The 15,995-nt window shown below is 39.4% G+C and carries 15 protein-coding genes; all 15 read left to right on the forward strand.

Annotated features, from left to right (window positions below; translation table 11 throughout):
* Positions 1–214 precede the first annotated feature (214 nt).
* Complete coding sequence (esaA, locus tag J7E77_RS16100) at positions 215–3,553, forward strand: type VII secretion protein EsaA (RefSeq protein WP_214715683.1); 3,339 nt, start codon at positions 215–217, stop codon at positions 3,551–3,553.
* On the forward strand, positions 3,528–4,040 hold the full coding sequence (gene essA, locus J7E77_RS16105; RefSeq protein WP_214715684.1) for a type VII secretion protein EssA: 513 nt from the start codon (positions 3,528–3,530) through the stop codon (positions 4,038–4,040). Before esaA ends, essA begins: the two co-directional genes overlap by 26 nt.
* Positions 4,041–4,053: 13 nt before the next feature.
* Positions 4,054–4,305: an EsaB/YukD family protein gene (locus J7E77_RS16110; RefSeq protein WP_088085120.1), complete on the forward strand. Its 252-nt coding sequence runs from the start codon at positions 4,054–4,056 to the stop codon at positions 4,303–4,305.
* A 66-nt stretch (positions 4,306–4,371) separates the two neighbouring features.
* Entirely contained in the window at positions 4,372–5,553 is a 1,182-nt protein-coding gene (gene essB / locus J7E77_RS16115) for a type VII secretion protein EssB (RefSeq protein WP_214715685.1), read from the forward strand.
* Positions 5,554–5,564: 11 nt separating this feature from the next.
* On the forward strand, positions 5,565–10,103 hold the full coding sequence (gene essC / locus J7E77_RS16120) for a type VII secretion protein EssC (RefSeq protein ID WP_214715686.1): 4,539 nt from the start codon (positions 5,565–5,567) through the stop codon (positions 10,101–10,103).
* The gene (locus J7E77_RS16125) at positions 10,096–10,500 is read left to right on the forward strand and encodes a chorismate synthase (protein WP_214715687.1); all 405 of its coding nucleotides are present in this window, start codon (positions 10,096–10,098) and stop codon (positions 10,498–10,500) included. The genes essC and J7E77_RS16125 overlap by 8 nt, the downstream gene beginning before the upstream one ends.
* Positions 10,487–10,786 carry a WXG100 family type VII secretion target gene (locus J7E77_RS16130; protein WP_214715688.1) on the forward strand — a complete coding sequence of 100 codons (300 nt, stop codon included), beginning with the start codon at positions 10,487–10,489 and terminating at the stop codon, positions 10,784–10,786. The genes J7E77_RS16125 and J7E77_RS16130 overlap by 14 nt, the downstream gene beginning before the upstream one ends.
* On the forward strand, positions 10,783–11,493 hold the full coding sequence (locus J7E77_RS16135) for a DUF5081 family protein (RefSeq protein WP_251026495.1): 711 nt from the start codon (positions 10,783–10,785) through the stop codon (positions 11,491–11,493). Before J7E77_RS16130 ends, J7E77_RS16135 begins: the two co-directional genes overlap by 4 nt.
* A complete protein-coding gene (locus J7E77_RS16140) occupies positions 11,486–11,809 on the forward strand; it encodes a hypothetical protein (protein ID WP_214715690.1) in 324 nt (107 codons plus the stop codon). The genes J7E77_RS16135 and J7E77_RS16140 overlap by 8 nt, the downstream gene beginning before the upstream one ends.
* 4 nt (positions 11,810–11,813) lie before the next feature.
* Complete coding sequence (locus J7E77_RS16145) at positions 11,814–12,113, forward strand: hypothetical protein (protein WP_214715692.1); 300 nt, start codon at positions 11,814–11,816, stop codon at positions 12,111–12,113.
* Between the two features lie 12 nt (positions 12,114–12,125).
* Positions 12,126–12,596 (forward strand): SMI1/KNR4 family protein, encoded by a 471-nt coding sequence (locus J7E77_RS16150; protein WP_214715694.1) that lies wholly within the window; start codon positions 12,126–12,128, stop codon positions 12,594–12,596.
* A 37-nt stretch (positions 12,597–12,633) separates the two neighbouring features.
* Complete coding sequence (locus J7E77_RS16155) at positions 12,634–13,032, forward strand: hypothetical protein (RefSeq protein ID WP_214715696.1); 399 nt, start codon at positions 12,634–12,636, stop codon at positions 13,030–13,032.
* Positions 13,033–13,079: 47 nt separating this feature from the next.
* Positions 13,080–15,008 carry a hypothetical protein gene (locus J7E77_RS16160; protein WP_214715698.1) on the forward strand — a complete coding sequence of 643 codons (1,929 nt, stop codon included), beginning with the start codon at positions 13,080–13,082 and terminating at the stop codon, positions 15,006–15,008.
* A 16-nt stretch (positions 15,009–15,024) separates the two neighbouring features.
* Positions 15,025–15,408, forward strand: a complete 384-nt coding sequence (locus tag J7E77_RS16165) for a hypothetical protein (protein WP_214715700.1) — start codon at positions 15,025–15,027, stop codon at positions 15,406–15,408.
* A gap of 74 nt (positions 15,409–15,482) precedes the next feature.
* Entirely contained in the window at positions 15,483–15,872 is a 390-nt protein-coding gene (locus tag J7E77_RS16170; protein ID WP_214715702.1) for a hypothetical protein, read from the forward strand.
* Positions 15,873–15,995: the final 123 nt, after the last annotated feature.

Raw genomic sequence — 15,995 nt, forward strand, 5'->3', positions numbered from 1 at the left:
CCTGTCAAATGAAAGATGAGCATTAGATAAGTGGAATGTCATTCGGGGCAATGTTCCCAAAAAACCAAAAGCCACGCGACAATTGTTGTGTGGCTTTTATTCTTTGTTTGCCACAACAGGCCATTTCAAAAGTCTTCTAACATATTAAAGTATTTTTATATATAAATAGAAATCATTTCTTTATTACATACTAAAAATTTCAGGGGTTGAGTGGATGAAAAGGGTTGAGCGGGGTGTCTTGTTATTTCTAGTTCTGATCCTTGCGCTATCTTCAGGCATCTCTTATCTGGCATTGAATCAAGTTTCAAATAGCAAAGCCAACACAGATGAGCAGAAAATGACCGTAGCATTGGTTAATGAAGATAAAGGTGCAAGTTTTAATGATAGGAACTATGAATTCGGTGCTGAATTTATCAAGAATATTGAGAAAGATGATACACATGACTGGTATGTTGTCAGCCGTGGTGTGGCTGAAAGCGGCCTTGCGCGGAATGTCTACAACATGATGATTGTCATTCCGAATGATTTTACAGAAAAGGCATTATCAATTGATTCGAAATCACCAGAACAGGTGGTATTGAACTACAAAATTAATGCTTCAGATAACAGCAATATAAAAGCAAAAGCCGAGAAAACGGCGAGCGCTATCCTGGGAGATTTTAACCGCCAGATAATTGATGTCTATTTCGCAAGTGTGATCGGCAATTTACATGATGCTCAGGACAATATCAGAACATTGGTAAACAAGGAGCAAGTATATACGAACTTCTATGATCAATCGATCCATCGTCCCATATCCGGTTACACCGCTCAGTTTGGAGCTGTTGAGAGTAACACAAAGATATCGAGAGAGAGCTTTACCGGCTTACAGGACCTATTAAAGGGGTTTGAAACTAGCCTGGGTGAGGATGTAACCGCAAGCCATACCTACCAATCCAGCTTAGTGGATTTTACAAAACTGAAAGCGGCAAATGGTCTATTAACAAAGGGTTTCTCTGGCCAGCTTAATATGTTAGATCGTGAAATGAATCATGGCGATGTCATGCAGCAATTAGATTATTTAACGTCAGCTAATAAGGCTATCAATGACCAGTTCCACCAGAATGGTAATCAGTCGGCGACTATTTTAACCGAATCAGCCGCCCTTCAAGCGTACCTGAAGGACACGAAGGATAAAATGGATCAAATGAATGCAGAGCTGTCGGACAAATTGGCATCAGATATGGAGCAATTAATTGCCGATAAGCTTAAGAACGAAATAAAACATAGTTCAGGTCAAGAGCAAAATATTTCCTTAAGTCATATGTTTGCTGCTCCAGATAAAAATGCACGGGATACATTACAAAAGCAAATTGATTTGCTGCCAACACTTGATAGTAATGATTTAGACGGCCTAGGCCTAAGTGATCAAACCATCACACAGCTAAAAAATGTCATAGCTGTCACCAATAAATACAATCAAGAGTTTGGTTATACCCCTAATCGTGATGCAAATGGGATTCCTTTGTCTGAAAAAGTAAAACAAGTCAAAAGTGATTTGATGACAAAGGGGGTAACTCTGACAGATACCGTAAACCTGCAGAAAAATAAAAAGAATGGGCAGGAATTTACTCTATCGATTCCAAAAGAATTTGAGATTGAGAGAGTTTTATTATCATTACCAAATAGTCAAGAAATGGATTATACTGAGTCGTTTCTTCCGTACCAAAAAATTAAACTGCCTTCAACTGATGAAGGACAATTCACTGTAAAAGTTGATGTGAGTCTTAAAAACATGGATGCCATCCTTGATGTTTTCCAGCCGATTACATGGAGTTGGGAACTCGATCAGAAGGATATAACCGATGTAGATCATCCAGAACTGCCAGGAACGGAAGAGGGAACTTCAGCTGAAATTAAAAAGAAAACAGAGCAATCCGTATCGTCCTATGAAAGTAATCAGCCCATAACAGTTGAAGAAATGGGCAAAAGTCCGAATGATACGACGAACGAAAAGACGGTAGAAAATCAAGAGTTGACTCAACCAAGTGACAATGACGACATAAGCATTATTGAGAGATTACAAATTTTAAATAATCATATTGCCCACCAAGTGATGTCACCACTTACCGGGGATTCGACAAGTGTTCTGATCAATGCTTCCAGCGATACCGTCAGTGATTTCCATAAGTTATTGACTCTGTATAATTTATACTTTGGCATTGGCATAGATCAATTTAATCGTCAGGACCTAGTTAATGATTTGAATCAAACCAATCTGACGGATATGGCAGATGGGGATTCACTATATTATTTATTTAATAAGCAAGACATTGTCGATGTGTTAGCATCTTATATTGCTGAACAAATAACAGAGGAAATACGGGAACAGACAGAAGATGTAAAAGGCAAAATAGATGAATATATGCTGCTGGTTGACAATGCCAATCAAAATGCGGCCCAAATGTCGGAGCGGATTAACGAAACAACAGCACAAGCGGAACTATTAAATACAAACCTTTCTGAGACGTTAAAAGATTTGGGAGCATGGCGCGAAGCAAGTCTTAATTTACAAACTGAACAAGCAAAAGTTTTGCTGAATGGGGACGAAGAACAACAGGCAGTTCTATCGATAGGAAATGAATTTAACTCGCTGCTTGCTGCAAGTCAATCCCTAGCGGACCAGTCGAAATCTAATTTAACTTCCGCTGATTCGGTTTATCAAACCTTCGATGCAATCGATCGTCAAGCGAAGGAAATTCAAGCCAGTGGAACGACTTTAGTACAACAAGCAGGGAACCTTTCGAGTAATTTAACAACTAAATTGGCAGAGGACCAAAACTTTGCTGACAATTTCGCCGGGGTGCTAGCCAATAGCCGCATAGGTGAGCGGCCAAATGAAGATTTGTTAAGCTTTCTTTCAAATCCGGTCCAAACCAAGAATGCTGGGGTTATCGCTGCAGGTGATACCTTTACACCTTACTTTGTTGTCTTGATCTGTTTTATTGTCGCCTTATTTACCGCCTATGTTCTCTCTAATCATGAGCGAAAACGTCTGCAAGAGGACACATTTGCGGGAGAACAAACAATTGTTGGCAAGAATATACCGCTCACAATTATGACTGTGAGTATTGGTCTGGTTGAGGGAATCGTGATCGGACCGCTGTCAGCCTATTTACTGCAAATGAGTGAAGGGAAATCCCTGCAATGGATCGGTTTAATCACGTTGATTATGGTCACATTGCTGATGGTGTCAGCTTATTTATTACGGCAGTTGAAAATGGCAGGGATGTTTATCCTTTTGGTGATTTTGAGCCTCTATTTATTCCTAACCGAGGCACTTGGACGTCACTTTGATCAATTTTCTACCGCTGCTACATTAAGAGACTACTCACCTTTGCAATACATTGAGACGTTATTAATGAAGTTTGGAAGTGGAGCAGCTGATACAAAGTGGATTATTTTTGGCTTAGCAGCCCTGACGGTTGTCAGCCTTGCCGGCCATTTGTTTGTCTTTAATCGTTCGGCTAAAAGCGAGGAGGTTAATCATGAAGGAATTAATGAAGCTCTGTAGTGTTATCACTGTTTTTACAGGATTCCTTTTTATGTTTTCACTCCAGCCTTTGGCGGATGAAACTCTTGATCATAGCGGGAAAATTCGATTGCAAACGGACCGGATTGGCCAAGATGCAGTTGAAAGAGAGAACTTAGAAACTCAAGACTATCAAGAAACGGAATTGGAAAAATTGGCGCCGAACCTGTTTAAGGAACAAACGCAGGCTGCCCTCAAAACAAAACAAATAGAAATGGAACAATCCACGTCAGATTTACAACAAGGGCTTTTTGTTTCGCCGAGTAAGCCCGATATTACCCTGAAACATACCGAAAAGGTACTGTTTTCGAGTAATTATACAGTTCAATATACTGCAGCTCCCTCCGAGAACGAGCCTGAGGATCAACAAGGTGGTATTTTGAACACAAAAACAATCACGACGTTCTTAGGGATGGTCGTGATTGGCTGCGGCGGGATCTTTACTATGATGAGAAAAACGCTTGGGTAAAGGAGGGGCCACCATGCCTAGTCAAACACATGTTAACGTGACCGTTGATTTTAGCAGATGGGGCAAAGGGCAGTATGACGTAAGAATTCCTGCACACCAACCGATTAATCAACTGCTGGTGAATTTGGCAGAAACCTTAAATCTGGATCTTACAATGGCACCACTGTTTGCAGTAAAGCTTTCCAATAAAAATCTCTTATTAGCAGATGACGATCGGCTTATCGATTACCCGGTAACCAATGGAGACCTTTTACTAGTTTTATAAGTATATAGAAACAGGCACTAATCTTTCTGAAGATGGCGCCTGTTTCGCAGGAAGGAGTCAGAACTCATGAATGAAATAAGCATCCAATGGGAGTCAATCACATACAAGTTTCTCATTCTTAACAATAGCTGGCAGCTGAACTTGCCGAAATCACAAACACGAGTAAAAGATGTTCGCCAATTGGCTTTAATCAATAACGACTCAGACTTATTCGTACCCGCAATGGTTGAAGAAGGAGACGATATATTTACCTTCTCTTTTGAAGTCGACCCAAGGGCTAACACATGGGAAGATGTACAAAAGCTAAACCGGAAAGATAAACTACGCCTGTTGTACAATCTAGCTCGATTCAAAAAAATCCTAACCACGCGCATGACCTTCTTCTTACATCCCAACAATCTAATTTTTGATGATAATCTTTTACCATCTATCGTGTTTCGCGGTATCCGGGAGTTGATTCCTCCACATGAGCTGAATGAAGAAAAATTATTACTCCAATATAAATGTTTAATCGTCGCCTTATTTTCAAAAAAGTATACCTTTGACGAGCTCTATTCTGGTTCATTGAAAAATGCCAAGGATACTCCATTTGAACGTCAAGTGCGTGAACTAGATGATTTTGATGCTTTAATCAAGTTTTTGGAAGAACAGTACATAAAGGAAAAAATAGAGCTGGAAAAAACCATGGTACATGTACCTGCAAAGCGATTTCGCCTGTTTAAACAATTAACTTTTACTATGATTGCTCTTGCCGTTATATTGGCCGTGCCGCTCGTCTATCTGAGTTTTGTAAAAACACCTTTTCAGGAAGATCTCCTCGAAGCAGATCGTCATTTTTTATCCTTAGATTATGGGGACGTCATTAATGATTTAGAAGATCAAACACCAGAAAAATTACCAGATACTAGTAAGTATGTTCTTGCTTATTCTTTCATTAAAACTGAGAAGCTTTCGGAAGATCAGAAAGAGGTCATCTTGAAAAATATTAGTATAAAAAGTGATCCTAATTATTTGTTGTATTGGATTTACAATGGCCGGGGCGATTTTGCCAGAACGATCGACCTTGCCAAGTATATTGATGATCCTCAATTAATCATGTATGGACTAATCAAACAAATCGAACAGGCGAAAAATGACCCTGACTTAAGTGGGACAGAGCGTGAAAAGAAGGTTCAAAAATATCAAGAACAATATAATACATATGCTGATAAATATGGTCTGGACTCCATCCTAAACCAGCAGAACTGAGGGAGAGAAAGATGGCACAACGATTATTACTGCTGAGCTATAAAGATCATTTGCACAAATGCCATTTAACGATAAATGAACCAAAAACAATAACAGTCGGAAATGATCGTTCCAACACGATTACCTTTCTCGATTTAAATCCAGGATTGTCCATTATATGGGATGGAGCTGCATGCACAATCGGTAATCAGCAGCTGCAGGTTAACGAATGCCTTACATTAAACACTCATGACGAGCCGATCCAGGTTTATATCAAGGAAGAAGCGGAGCGGTGTGTATACGATACAACAGAAAACTATAGTATTACTTTTGGTGCTAATGATTACGATGATGTAAGAATCGAGAACGCTGCCCTCGATTTTGTACTGATTCGCGAGAATTTGGGCGATCCTTTTAAACTTGAAATCTTTGAAGGTCAAATTTACCACAATTATGTTCGGGCAACGGGTGTGGTGCTGCTAGAACCAGGAGATCAGCTTTTTTTTGACGGGATGATGATGAAGATTGGTCAGGAGGACCTTGAAATTCTAGGAGTCGAATCCATCATAACAACGAAATTAGTTCGTTTATTTGACGTTCACCATGATTTCGGCAGTCATTACCCTGATTATCATCGTTCACCAAGGATTATATACCGTGAGCCAGAGGAAAAACGAAAAATTGCTAAACCCTCTAATAAACCTGGAAAACCGAGTGAACAGCTGGCACGGGTGATTGTTCCGCCGCTTGTGATGATTGCAGCGATGATCATGGTCTCATTGTTTCTGTCGAATGGGTTTTATATCATCATTATGCTTGCTATGACAGTAACGACGGTCATTTTTTCAATCACATCCTATCTAAAAAGTCTGAAGCAATACCGCTTAGATATAAAAGAGCGGGATATAAGCTACCGCGAGTACTTGAAACAGAAAACACAGCAATTATATCAAGCTAGTGAAGAACAGCGGCATGCCCTCTATTATCACTTTCCAGATGTGGAGCAATTGCGTGTGATGGCGATGAAGGTTGATCCCCGAATTTATGAAAAAACCAGCTTGCATCATGACTTCCTTATGTATCGTGTTGGATTAGGGAGGGGTGATTCGAGCTTTGAGGTCGAATTCAATATCGAGGAGTTTACCCTTGATAAGGATGAACTGGTGGATGCAGCCCGCAATCTTCGGGCTCAGTATCTCACATTAGAAGATGTACCGGCAGCGACATCATTAATGAATGGACCGGTTGGGTACATTGGACAGCGTCCGCTTGTGCTGGAACAATTACAAATGCTGGTGATGCAGACTGCTTTATTTCACAGTTACCATGATGTCCAGTTTGTCACGATCTTTCCTGAAGAGGAAAAAGGGAAATGGGAATGGATGCGCTGGCTCCCGCATGCTAGTTTACGAGAACTAAATGTAAGGGGATTTGTTTATCACGAACGTTCTCGTGATCAGGTCCTTAACTCCCTTTATCAGATATTAAAAGAACGCAAGCTTGCTATCAATGAGAAGAGTAATAAAAGTGAAAAAGTTCATTTCACTCCTCATTTTGTTGTGTTAATAACCGATGAAAAAATGATATTGGATCATTCCGTGATGGAATACTTTAATGAAGACCCGAGTGAATTAGGTGTTTCTCTTGTATTCGTACAGGATGTCATGCAGTCTCTTCCGGAACAAGTGAAAACGGTTATTGATATTCGTGATGCCACAACCGGAATGATGATCCTTGAGAAAGGTGAATTGGTCAATCGACGATTCACACCCGATCGTTTTTCGGAAGGCTTTCATAAAGAAGATTTTTCACGGGCATTGGCATCGCTTAATCACCTGCAAAATTTAAAAAATTCGATTCCAGAAAGCGTGACCTTTCTCGAAATGTATGGTGTAGAGAAAGTGGAGGAGCTCGGTATTGATGGGCGATGGACACAAAATGAAACCTATAAAAGCCTGGCTGTTCCTCTGGGAATGCGTGGGAAAGAAGATCTTGTCCATTTGAACCTCCATGAAAAAGCACATGGACCACATGGTTTAGTGGCTGGGACGACTGGCTCTGGAAAATCAGAAATTATTCAGTCATATATTCTCTCGCTTGTGGTAAACTTTCATCCGCATGAAGCTTCTTTTCTGCTCATTGATTATAAAGGCGGAGGGATGGCAAATTTATTTAAAAATCTCCCGCATTTATTAGGAACGATTACAAATTTGGACGGTACGCAATCGATGCGGGCTCTTGCATCGATTAAAGCAGAATTACAAAAGCGCCAGCGGTTATTTGGCGAACATGATGTCAACCACATCAATCAATATCAAAAACTGTATAAATCAGGTGAGGCTAGAGAGCCGATGCCTCATTTATTTTTAATATCAGATGAATTCGCCGAGCTCAAATCTGAGCAGCCCGAATTTATGAAGGAACTTGTTTCGACAGCCCGTATTGGACGTTCCCTTGGGATTCATTTGATTCTGGCTACACAAAAACCGAGTGGTGTGGTGGATGACCAAATATGGTCCAACTCTAAATTCAAGCTGGCACTCAAAGTTCAAAACGCCAGCGATTCGACAGAAATCTTGAAAACGCCGGATGCGGCGAATATCACACTTCCTGGTCGTGCCTATTTACAGGTCGGCAACAATGAAATTTATGAACTATTTCAAAGTGCCTGGAGCGGGGCTGATTATATTCCTGATAAAAACGAACAAGACTTACTGGACACAACGATTTACTCCATTAATGAACTTGGCCAATATGACATCCTCTCGCATGATTTAAGTGGACTATCAAATAAGAAAGACATTAAAAAAGTTCCAACAGAACTGGATGCGGTTGTTGATTATATTCAAGCCTATGCAACGGAAAAAAGGATTGCTGAACTTCAAAGACCATGGCTGCCGCCATTAGAGGAGCGGATTTTCCTTCCAGATTTAAATGAAGTGAACTATACAAAAGCTTGGGATCAAAAGAAGAGATTGTTAGAAGTGACATTCGGTTTTCTAGATCTGCCTGAAAGGCAAGCACAAAAACCACTGACCTTGGACCTTTCTAAAGATGGCCATCTTTCTGTGTTTGCGAGTCCTGGGTATGGGAAGTCTACCTTTTTACAAAGTGTGGCCATGGATATCGCTCGACAGCACAGTCCGGAGAGAGTCCATTTCTATTTAATCGACCTCGGGACGAATGGTTTGCTGCCATTGCGGGAATTGCCTCATACAGCCGATACGATTATGGTAGATGAGGAAATCAAACTAGGAAAGCTTTTCCGCCGCCTGCAAAATGAGTTAAAGGAGCGAAAACAAAAATTAAGCAGGTATGGTGTGGCAAATATTCAAATGTATGAGCAGGCGAGTGGGGAAGAAGTCCCCGTCATTGTATTACTCATCGATACATTTGATTCCATCGTCGATGCTTCCTATCGGGACGATTTTGAGAGAATAGCGGCACAGATTGCACGGGAAGGTGTCAGTACAGGAATCCATATGGTGATCAGTGCTGGGCGGCAAAGTGCCATGCGGGCACCGGTTCTGGCAAATATTAAGCATCAAATTTCGTTGTTTATGATTGATAGTATGGAGCCGCGGAATATTGTCGGAAGAACAGAGTTAACGATTGAAGAAGTTCCAGGACGCGGTTTAATTAAATTAGAGCAGCCAACCTTATTTCAAACGGCTCTTCCTGTCAAAGGAGAAGATGCGCTAGCGATTATTAAACATATTCAAGAAGAGAGTCGAGCGATGCGAAACGCTTGGAAGGGCGAGCTGCCATTGCCGATCCCAATGGTTCCGGAAATCATTGACTTCACAGCTTTTATTGAGAAACCGGAAACCAAAGCCATTTTAAACAAAGGCGGCATACCGTTTGCGGTAGATTTTGAAAATGTCGAACCTGTCGAATTAAGTGTCGTTAAAGATCATACCACCTTACTTTTAAGTGATCGAATCGATGCAGTGGAACAAACCTATCTAACTCTAATAGCAAGTATCTCAGTTAATCATCACATCGATGTGGGGCTAATCGACAATGCTGCGTCAAGATTTAGAATGTATAAGGAAAATGTCAATCTTTATGCCGACCATGCCGGTTCAATGGAGGAGTTTATCGAGCGGCTTCAGCAATTATTTGAAACAAGGGAAGATGCCTTCCGTCAAGTTCAAATGGCCACCAATGGCCGTGCAACTAGGAATGATTTTCTGAAGGAGATCCGCCCAATGGTTGTCTTCATAACCGATGTGTCATTCGTGATCGAATCGATGTCCTTTACAGAACAATCGATTCTAGTAAAACTAATGGACACGGGAGCTCGCACAGGCATTCATTTTGTTGTCGGAGCTGTCCATGGCGCATTAGAAAGGCAATACGATGATATCGCGACCATGGTGAAGAAACAAAAGACCGGCATCTTGATTGGAAGAATTACGGAGCAGAACATTCTTGAGGTCCTAACTAGACCATATAAAGAGCCAAATTTACTTCCATATGAAGCCTATTACATTAAACAGGGCAAAGCAGAAAAGATCAAAATTGCTGCTCCTAGTGTAAAAAGAGAGGAAGTGACTGTCCATGTTTGATTGGTTTAAAAGCGATTCGGAGAGAAAAAGAGATGATTATTACGAGCTGTATGAAAAACTCAAGAGTGCCATTTCGGAACACGATCATAAGGTATCAGAAGCAAATGCAGCCTACAGTTCATATCTAGGTGCTATTCCGAATCTATCTAATTCAAAAATACCTTCAAATGATTTTGAAATGAGCAGGGAAGAACTAACGGAAAAGTTAAAGCAGTGTTTTCAGGCAGATCAGGAAAAGCGGAGTTCACTGGCTGCCGCGAAAAATAAGGCATATGAACGATATGTCCATTATAAAAATTTGGCCATTAAAGAGGCGGAAGCGGAAAGAGTAAGAAGAGAAAAGGAATTGAAAGAGCTACAGGAGAGATTGGAGCGATTGATCAGTGGGGAGCGTTAGAATTGACGGGGATAAAGTAAATGAAGCGAAGGCCGCAGCGAAGGCATTAGAGCGATCGATTGAACAAACCTATGAATCTTGTGAACAACTAATTTCTTACCTTCATTCAGCTGAATGGAGCGGGAAATCTAGAGATTCCTTTTTAAGTTATCTGGAAATCATTCAGAAATATCATCATGATCTGAAGTCCGCTGTCGCAAAACAAACAAAAGCGTTAAATAACCTAGGTGGCTACGTAGATGATTTCCTTCAAGACGGCTCAGTAAGGGAAGTGAAGAATTTATGATCGAACAACCAACTGATACGTTTTTAGTGGCTGAATTATACCTATTAGCAGCAGCATTTGGTGGAACAGTTCTTTTTGGCTTACCTGAGAAGGAAGTTTACCAATTAAAAGGCGAAGAGGTTTTTAAAGAGGCACATGATCGGTTGATCGAGAAGAAAATCATCACACCGGAGGGAAAGATAACAAAATCTGGGGCCCTGGTCATCCAAACCATTGAATTTTATCATCAAAGTCAGAAATACGTTCGTATCAATAATCTTCTCTTTGCCTTCCGGGAACGTGAAAGAGATGAGGTCATTGTGCTGGCAGAGTTGGATAAACAAGGGTCTTATCAGTTACGTATCACCTCTAAAGCATCACTTCTAAAAATGTTAAGTGAACATTTTCCGGTGATTGTAAGAGAACCGGTTGAAACGGAAAAAGCGTTCTTAAAAAAGGAATTATCCAATCAAGAAAGACGTGAGACCGAGAGTTTTGAGCCGGAAGAGATGTTTATGAATCTAGAATTCTTCCATCTTAAGGAGGAACATAAAGATCGATATAATTGGCACTATTATCAGCAGTGGCTCATTTTTACGAAAAATGAAAAGTTAATCATGGTCGATACTGTAAATAAAAAATATTACCATGCTAGTCAATATTGGTTTTTGAAGGTCCTATTTGACGAAATGGAGTTCCCTTATAAGGAGGCGAAGTCATATGCTTAAAGCTGATGGGGGGGGTTCTAACTTAATTAATATTAATCCTGATGAAATAACCACGATATATCAATTATTACAGGGCATTATTACAGAATTAGAGACCAACGCTGCTCCCAATATTGAAAAGTTGGGAAACCTCGACTATTACCAAGAAGGTAAAGCCAAAAAAGCGATGGAGGTATATGCGGAAGCTAACCAGAAGGTAATGGATTTACACGACAATTATTCCCGTGCTGCTGCATTGGTAATAGATATCCTCAACACGATGATCCAAACAGACCAAGCGATTGCTGAACAAATCATTGCCAAACTGGGGGTATGATTTAATGGATGTAAAATATATCCCTTCGGACTGGGAAAAGATGAAGGACGGGATTGGTGATTTAATTGGTTTAGGTCGCTGGGGCAAAGGTATGATTGATGATTTAAAAAAATTAACTGATAACCTAGAGGGTGCCGAGTCTGATATAGCGAAATATGATAGTGATGGTGTTATCTCTTTTGATCACACGAGCCAGAAAAACAATTACCAAGGATTGTATGAGGATTTCGAGGTATTGCATAGTTTCGCAGGCAAGGTGGGAGGTCAACTGGTATGTGGGCAGATGCCCCTAGATGATTATTAAGGAGGAATTTCTATGAAAATAGATATGTCGACTATAACTCTTCCGTTACCAACAGATGATTTGTTTGAGAGAAAAGAGAATATATGGAGAGTAAAACTTCCAAAAGATTTTGTTGATTTTATGAAAGAAAATAATGGAGGAAGACCAATAGCAGGAGTTTTTAAATGTAATGGCTTCGAATATGCAATAGACCGCTTTTTATGTTTATTAAAAACTCCTAGAGAAAATCCATTAGGAATGTATGATATGGATGTTACATTAACGCAACTTGAAGATAGATTGACGGATAATGAAGATTTGATAGGTGCAGATATTTTACCTATTGCTGTTTTGTTTGCTGGTGATTTTGTATGTCTGGATTTTAGGAAGAACAGAGAAAATCCGAATGTGGTTATTTGGAATCATGAAGAGTCGGTTGAATTGGAGCCTGTAACATACCTTATAGCTGATACATTTAGCGAATTTATTTCTAAGGTGGAGTAAAATAGCAAAAGTTCCAGAAAGGACAGGTAATAAGATATTGGATAAATTAATGGCAGGAACGCTTGAAGTTGGCGGGATTACTATTAAAAGCCTGACTACTTTGGATAGTTTTAGAAACCAAGATTTGAATATTAAGATTAGAGAAGGTAAACCCACTAGTTTTGTGTATTTTTTGTCTCCACAACCTATATATTCCGATTCATTTCTCATCCAAATAGTATTTACCAATGAAAAATTAAGTAAAGTTATCCTTAGGGCCTATTCGGAAATCGAAGAGGATGGTTTAACCATCGCTAAACGACATAGAAAATGGTTAATTAAATTATTGGGCGAACAAATGGGAATTAAAAATACAATAGAATTTGATTGGGGTGTAATTAACCCTTGGGTAGACATGAGGAGCGGCCAAGCGGAGGTTCATATAACATATTTTTAAACTGGTAATTCAGTAATGGCCAAATAATCTAAAAAAGGGGTTATTATATGGATGTAAAATATATCCCTTCGGACTGGGAAAAGATGAAAGATGGAATAGGTGATTTAATCGGTCTAGGCCGATGGGGCAAAGGAATGATCGATAATCTGAAAAATTTAAGCGATAATTTAGAGGATGCCGAGTCGACAATAGCGAACAATGATAGTGATGGGGTTATAACATTTCACCACACAAGTCAAAAAAGCAAATACCAAGGACTTTATGAAGGCTTTGAAATATTACATAGTTTCACAGGCAAGGTCGGAGAAATAGTCGACCGCACCATTGATCAGCCATTCTATCAAGATATGGATGCATTTGTCGAGGCAATGCGAGATTTAACCATTTCGAACTATACGACAAAAAATCGGATCGGTATAACCGAAACACAGTTCGTCTATACCGAATACGGTCCGGCGCAATCATTAGAAGTGCCAAAAACTGAAGTGAGTCTTGATGACTTGTTCAGTGGCGATAATTTTTATGCAGGACAAATGAAGCTAGAATACGATGCATGGAAAGAACTTAATCCAGACCAGGATTTTTCGCAAGAAGAATATCAACAAGGTGTTCTAAATACGCGTGCCTTTGAGTACGAATCGATTCGAAACCAACAAGAAGACAAGGAATTTTGGGTTCAAATCGGAGCGTTGGTCGTCATTGTTGGGGCGACGATTATTTGTCCTCCAGCAGGTTTGGCGTTAGGGGCTACTTATGGGTCGCTTGAATTGAGTACAGCTGTGTCAGGTGAGGATTGGGTATCCGGCCGGGAGCTCGGGACGAGCGAACGGTGGTTTCGTGGACTATTGGCCCCATTGGATATTGTTCCTGGTGTCAGCGGATTAACGAAATTCTCAAGCACAGTCCGTCTAGCTCATCTAGGGGAGAGTATTGGAACGGTCGGATTGCGGACAGGGGTTAAAGGGAGTATCCATCAAGGAATGACTCATATCGACAACATGGTAAAAACCGCTGGTCAGCAATCGGTCACACGCTTGAAGAATGCCTCATCGGTAATAATAGATACTACCAATGTGATGAAAAATAAAATCACAAAAGATACACTGGAAGCAGGAAGATTAGTAGACTCTGCTATAACACAAGCGAAAAACATTACCCGGTCGCGGCGAATGGGCTTAGCTGCTGTTGATTTGGGTGAAACTGGGAAGGTTCGAATGCCTGCTGAGAATACCCATGCGGTGGAAAATAAGCTGAAAGATGTGCTTAGTCGGATTGATGGGGTTAACCTTGAAAGTGGTACAAAGGAAGTTAGTAATGCAGTAGATAACAAATATGGATTTGACCTAACAAGTGATTTGAAAGGCTTTAGTCAACAAATCCCCAATGAGTTAGAAAAACATAGTATTACATTGGATTTTTTCAATGAATTGCGGTTAAAACCACAATTAGAGTTAACCGATGATGAAGTAGCAATTTTGAGGAAAATTCGAGATGCGGTACCACCCATTACTAAAGCAACCTTATTACAAAAAACTTTACCGATAAAGGATATATCAAAGTACCTTTCAGGAGAGTATACAGAAATAGGCGGTTATGTAGCAAAGGTAGAGGATGTTGCTGATGTGAGAATGTATGATGATGTCGTTGAAACATCTCGATTGGATTATACAATTAGGGACGGATCAAGACCTTTCCCCGAGGGTGAGAATTCCTATGCAATGATTAGATTTAAGACATCCCATATCGATGATATAGATATTCCTTATGGTGAACGTTTTGGAGGAAGCGATAACGACGGTCCACCATGTACGCAAAATGGATTTACTGGAGCTGGAAATGGCAGGGTATTACCAGAGTGGAAGTTCAATAGTTATTATAAACCACAAAATGGTGCTGAATTATTTGAGGTTATCAATGGAGAAGAGAATTTGGTAGCCATTTATAGGAATGGTAGATTCATTTCGGTAAATAAATAATAAATGAGGTGGAATTATGCTTAAGTCTGGTGACTATGCAATAATTAATAATTTCGAATATGAAATATACGATAATGGTGATGACACTTTTAATTTAGTAACAAATGATCCTCAATCTATTAAAGAAGGATTTAGTAAGGATAATTTTTCTAATATCTTTTTTAAGGTTATTAATGTAAAAGATCTTAAGAACGCTTTTAATGTTAAAACGTATGGAAAATATAAGAATATAGAGATAAATGTGCATAAGGAAAATGAAAATCAGTTTCTGGTTGGTACTTCCGATTCTTCAATAGCTAAAACCTTAGGTTTAGATAGAACTGATAAATATTATTATGAAAAATGGGTGCCCAAAGAAGATGTACAATTATTCGAAGTCAGAAAGCCACTCATATTTTAAAATTTACCTGAGCTGTATAGCATTAATAAATATAATCAGGAAATATGGGTCGTTAATAAAGGATTCAAAGTCAAATGCGCTTTGAATCCATTTTTATATTCCCAGAAACAACTGTTTTTAATAATGAAAGTGATGCGCTTGACAATTTTATTAAAAGATTGAGAACTGAAAATAATATTATACAAGTAAATACGAGAGTGAATAGAATTATGACAAAAAATGAATTTTTAAATAAGATTTCAAATGAAAATCCTAATATTGGTGCATATGAGATTGAAAAAGATGGTATTACAGAGGCCTCCTATGTCCTAGGATGTTATTATGACGGTGAGGACAGAATTTGGAAAGTATATGAAACCGATGAGAGAGGCTTTAAATCGATTATTTTTAAAGCAGCAGATGAAAATACAGCTTTTGATAAGCTATATAAACTAATAGGCATACATGAAAGATTAAATAAATAACTCTACAAAGAAATTTTGGAAATGTTGGACTATCAAGATAGGGATGAATGTATTATTGAAGTCGGGAATATATGGTAAATACAGAGGGATGATGAAAAAGATAATGGATAAATTAATGGCGGG

The sequence above is a fragment of the Bacillus sp. ISL-77 genome (assembly GCF_018613105.1).

Excerpts from the sequence above, each read along its gene's own strand:
- J7E77_RS16110 (WP_088085120.1), top strand. The coding sequence starts at position 4,054 with ATGCCTAGTCAAACACATGTTAACGTGACCGTTGATTTTAGCAGATGG.
- esaA (WP_214715683.1), top strand. The coding sequence starts at position 215 with ATGAAAAGGGTTGAGCGGGGTGTCTTGTTATTTCTAGTTCTGATCCTT.
- J7E77_RS16145 (WP_214715692.1), top strand. The coding sequence starts at position 11,814 with ATGGATGTAAAATATATCCCTTCGGACTGGGAAAAGATGAAGGACGGG.
- essC (WP_214715686.1), top strand. The coding sequence starts at position 5,565 with ATGGCACAACGATTATTACTGCTGAGCTATAAAGATCATTTGCACAAA.
- J7E77_RS16135 (WP_251026495.1), top strand. The coding sequence starts at position 10,783 with ATGATCGAACAACCAACTGATACGTTTTTAGTGGCTGAATTATACCTA.
- essA (WP_214715684.1), top strand. The coding sequence starts at position 3,528 with ATGAAGGAATTAATGAAGCTCTGTAGTGTTATCACTGTTTTTACAGGA.
- J7E77_RS16125 (WP_214715687.1), top strand. The coding sequence starts at position 10,096 with ATGTTTGATTGGTTTAAAAGCGATTCGGAGAGAAAAAGAGATGATTAT.
- J7E77_RS16170 (WP_214715702.1), top strand. The coding sequence starts at position 15,483 with ATGCGCTTTGAATCCATTTTTATATTCCCAGAAACAACTGTTTTTAAT.
- J7E77_RS16140 (WP_214715690.1), top strand. The coding sequence starts at position 11,486 with ATGCTTAAAGCTGATGGGGGGGGTTCTAACTTAATTAATATTAATCCT.
- essB (WP_214715685.1), top strand. The coding sequence starts at position 4,372 with ATGAATGAAATAAGCATCCAATGGGAGTCAATCACATACAAGTTTCTC.
- J7E77_RS16165 (WP_214715700.1), top strand. The coding sequence starts at position 15,025 with ATGCTTAAGTCTGGTGACTATGCAATAATTAATAATTTCGAATATGAA.
- J7E77_RS16150 (WP_214715694.1), top strand. The coding sequence starts at position 12,126 with ATGAAAATAGATATGTCGACTATAACTCTTCCGTTACCAACAGATGAT.
- J7E77_RS16160 (WP_214715698.1), top strand. The coding sequence starts at position 13,080 with ATGGATGTAAAATATATCCCTTCGGACTGGGAAAAGATGAAAGATGGA.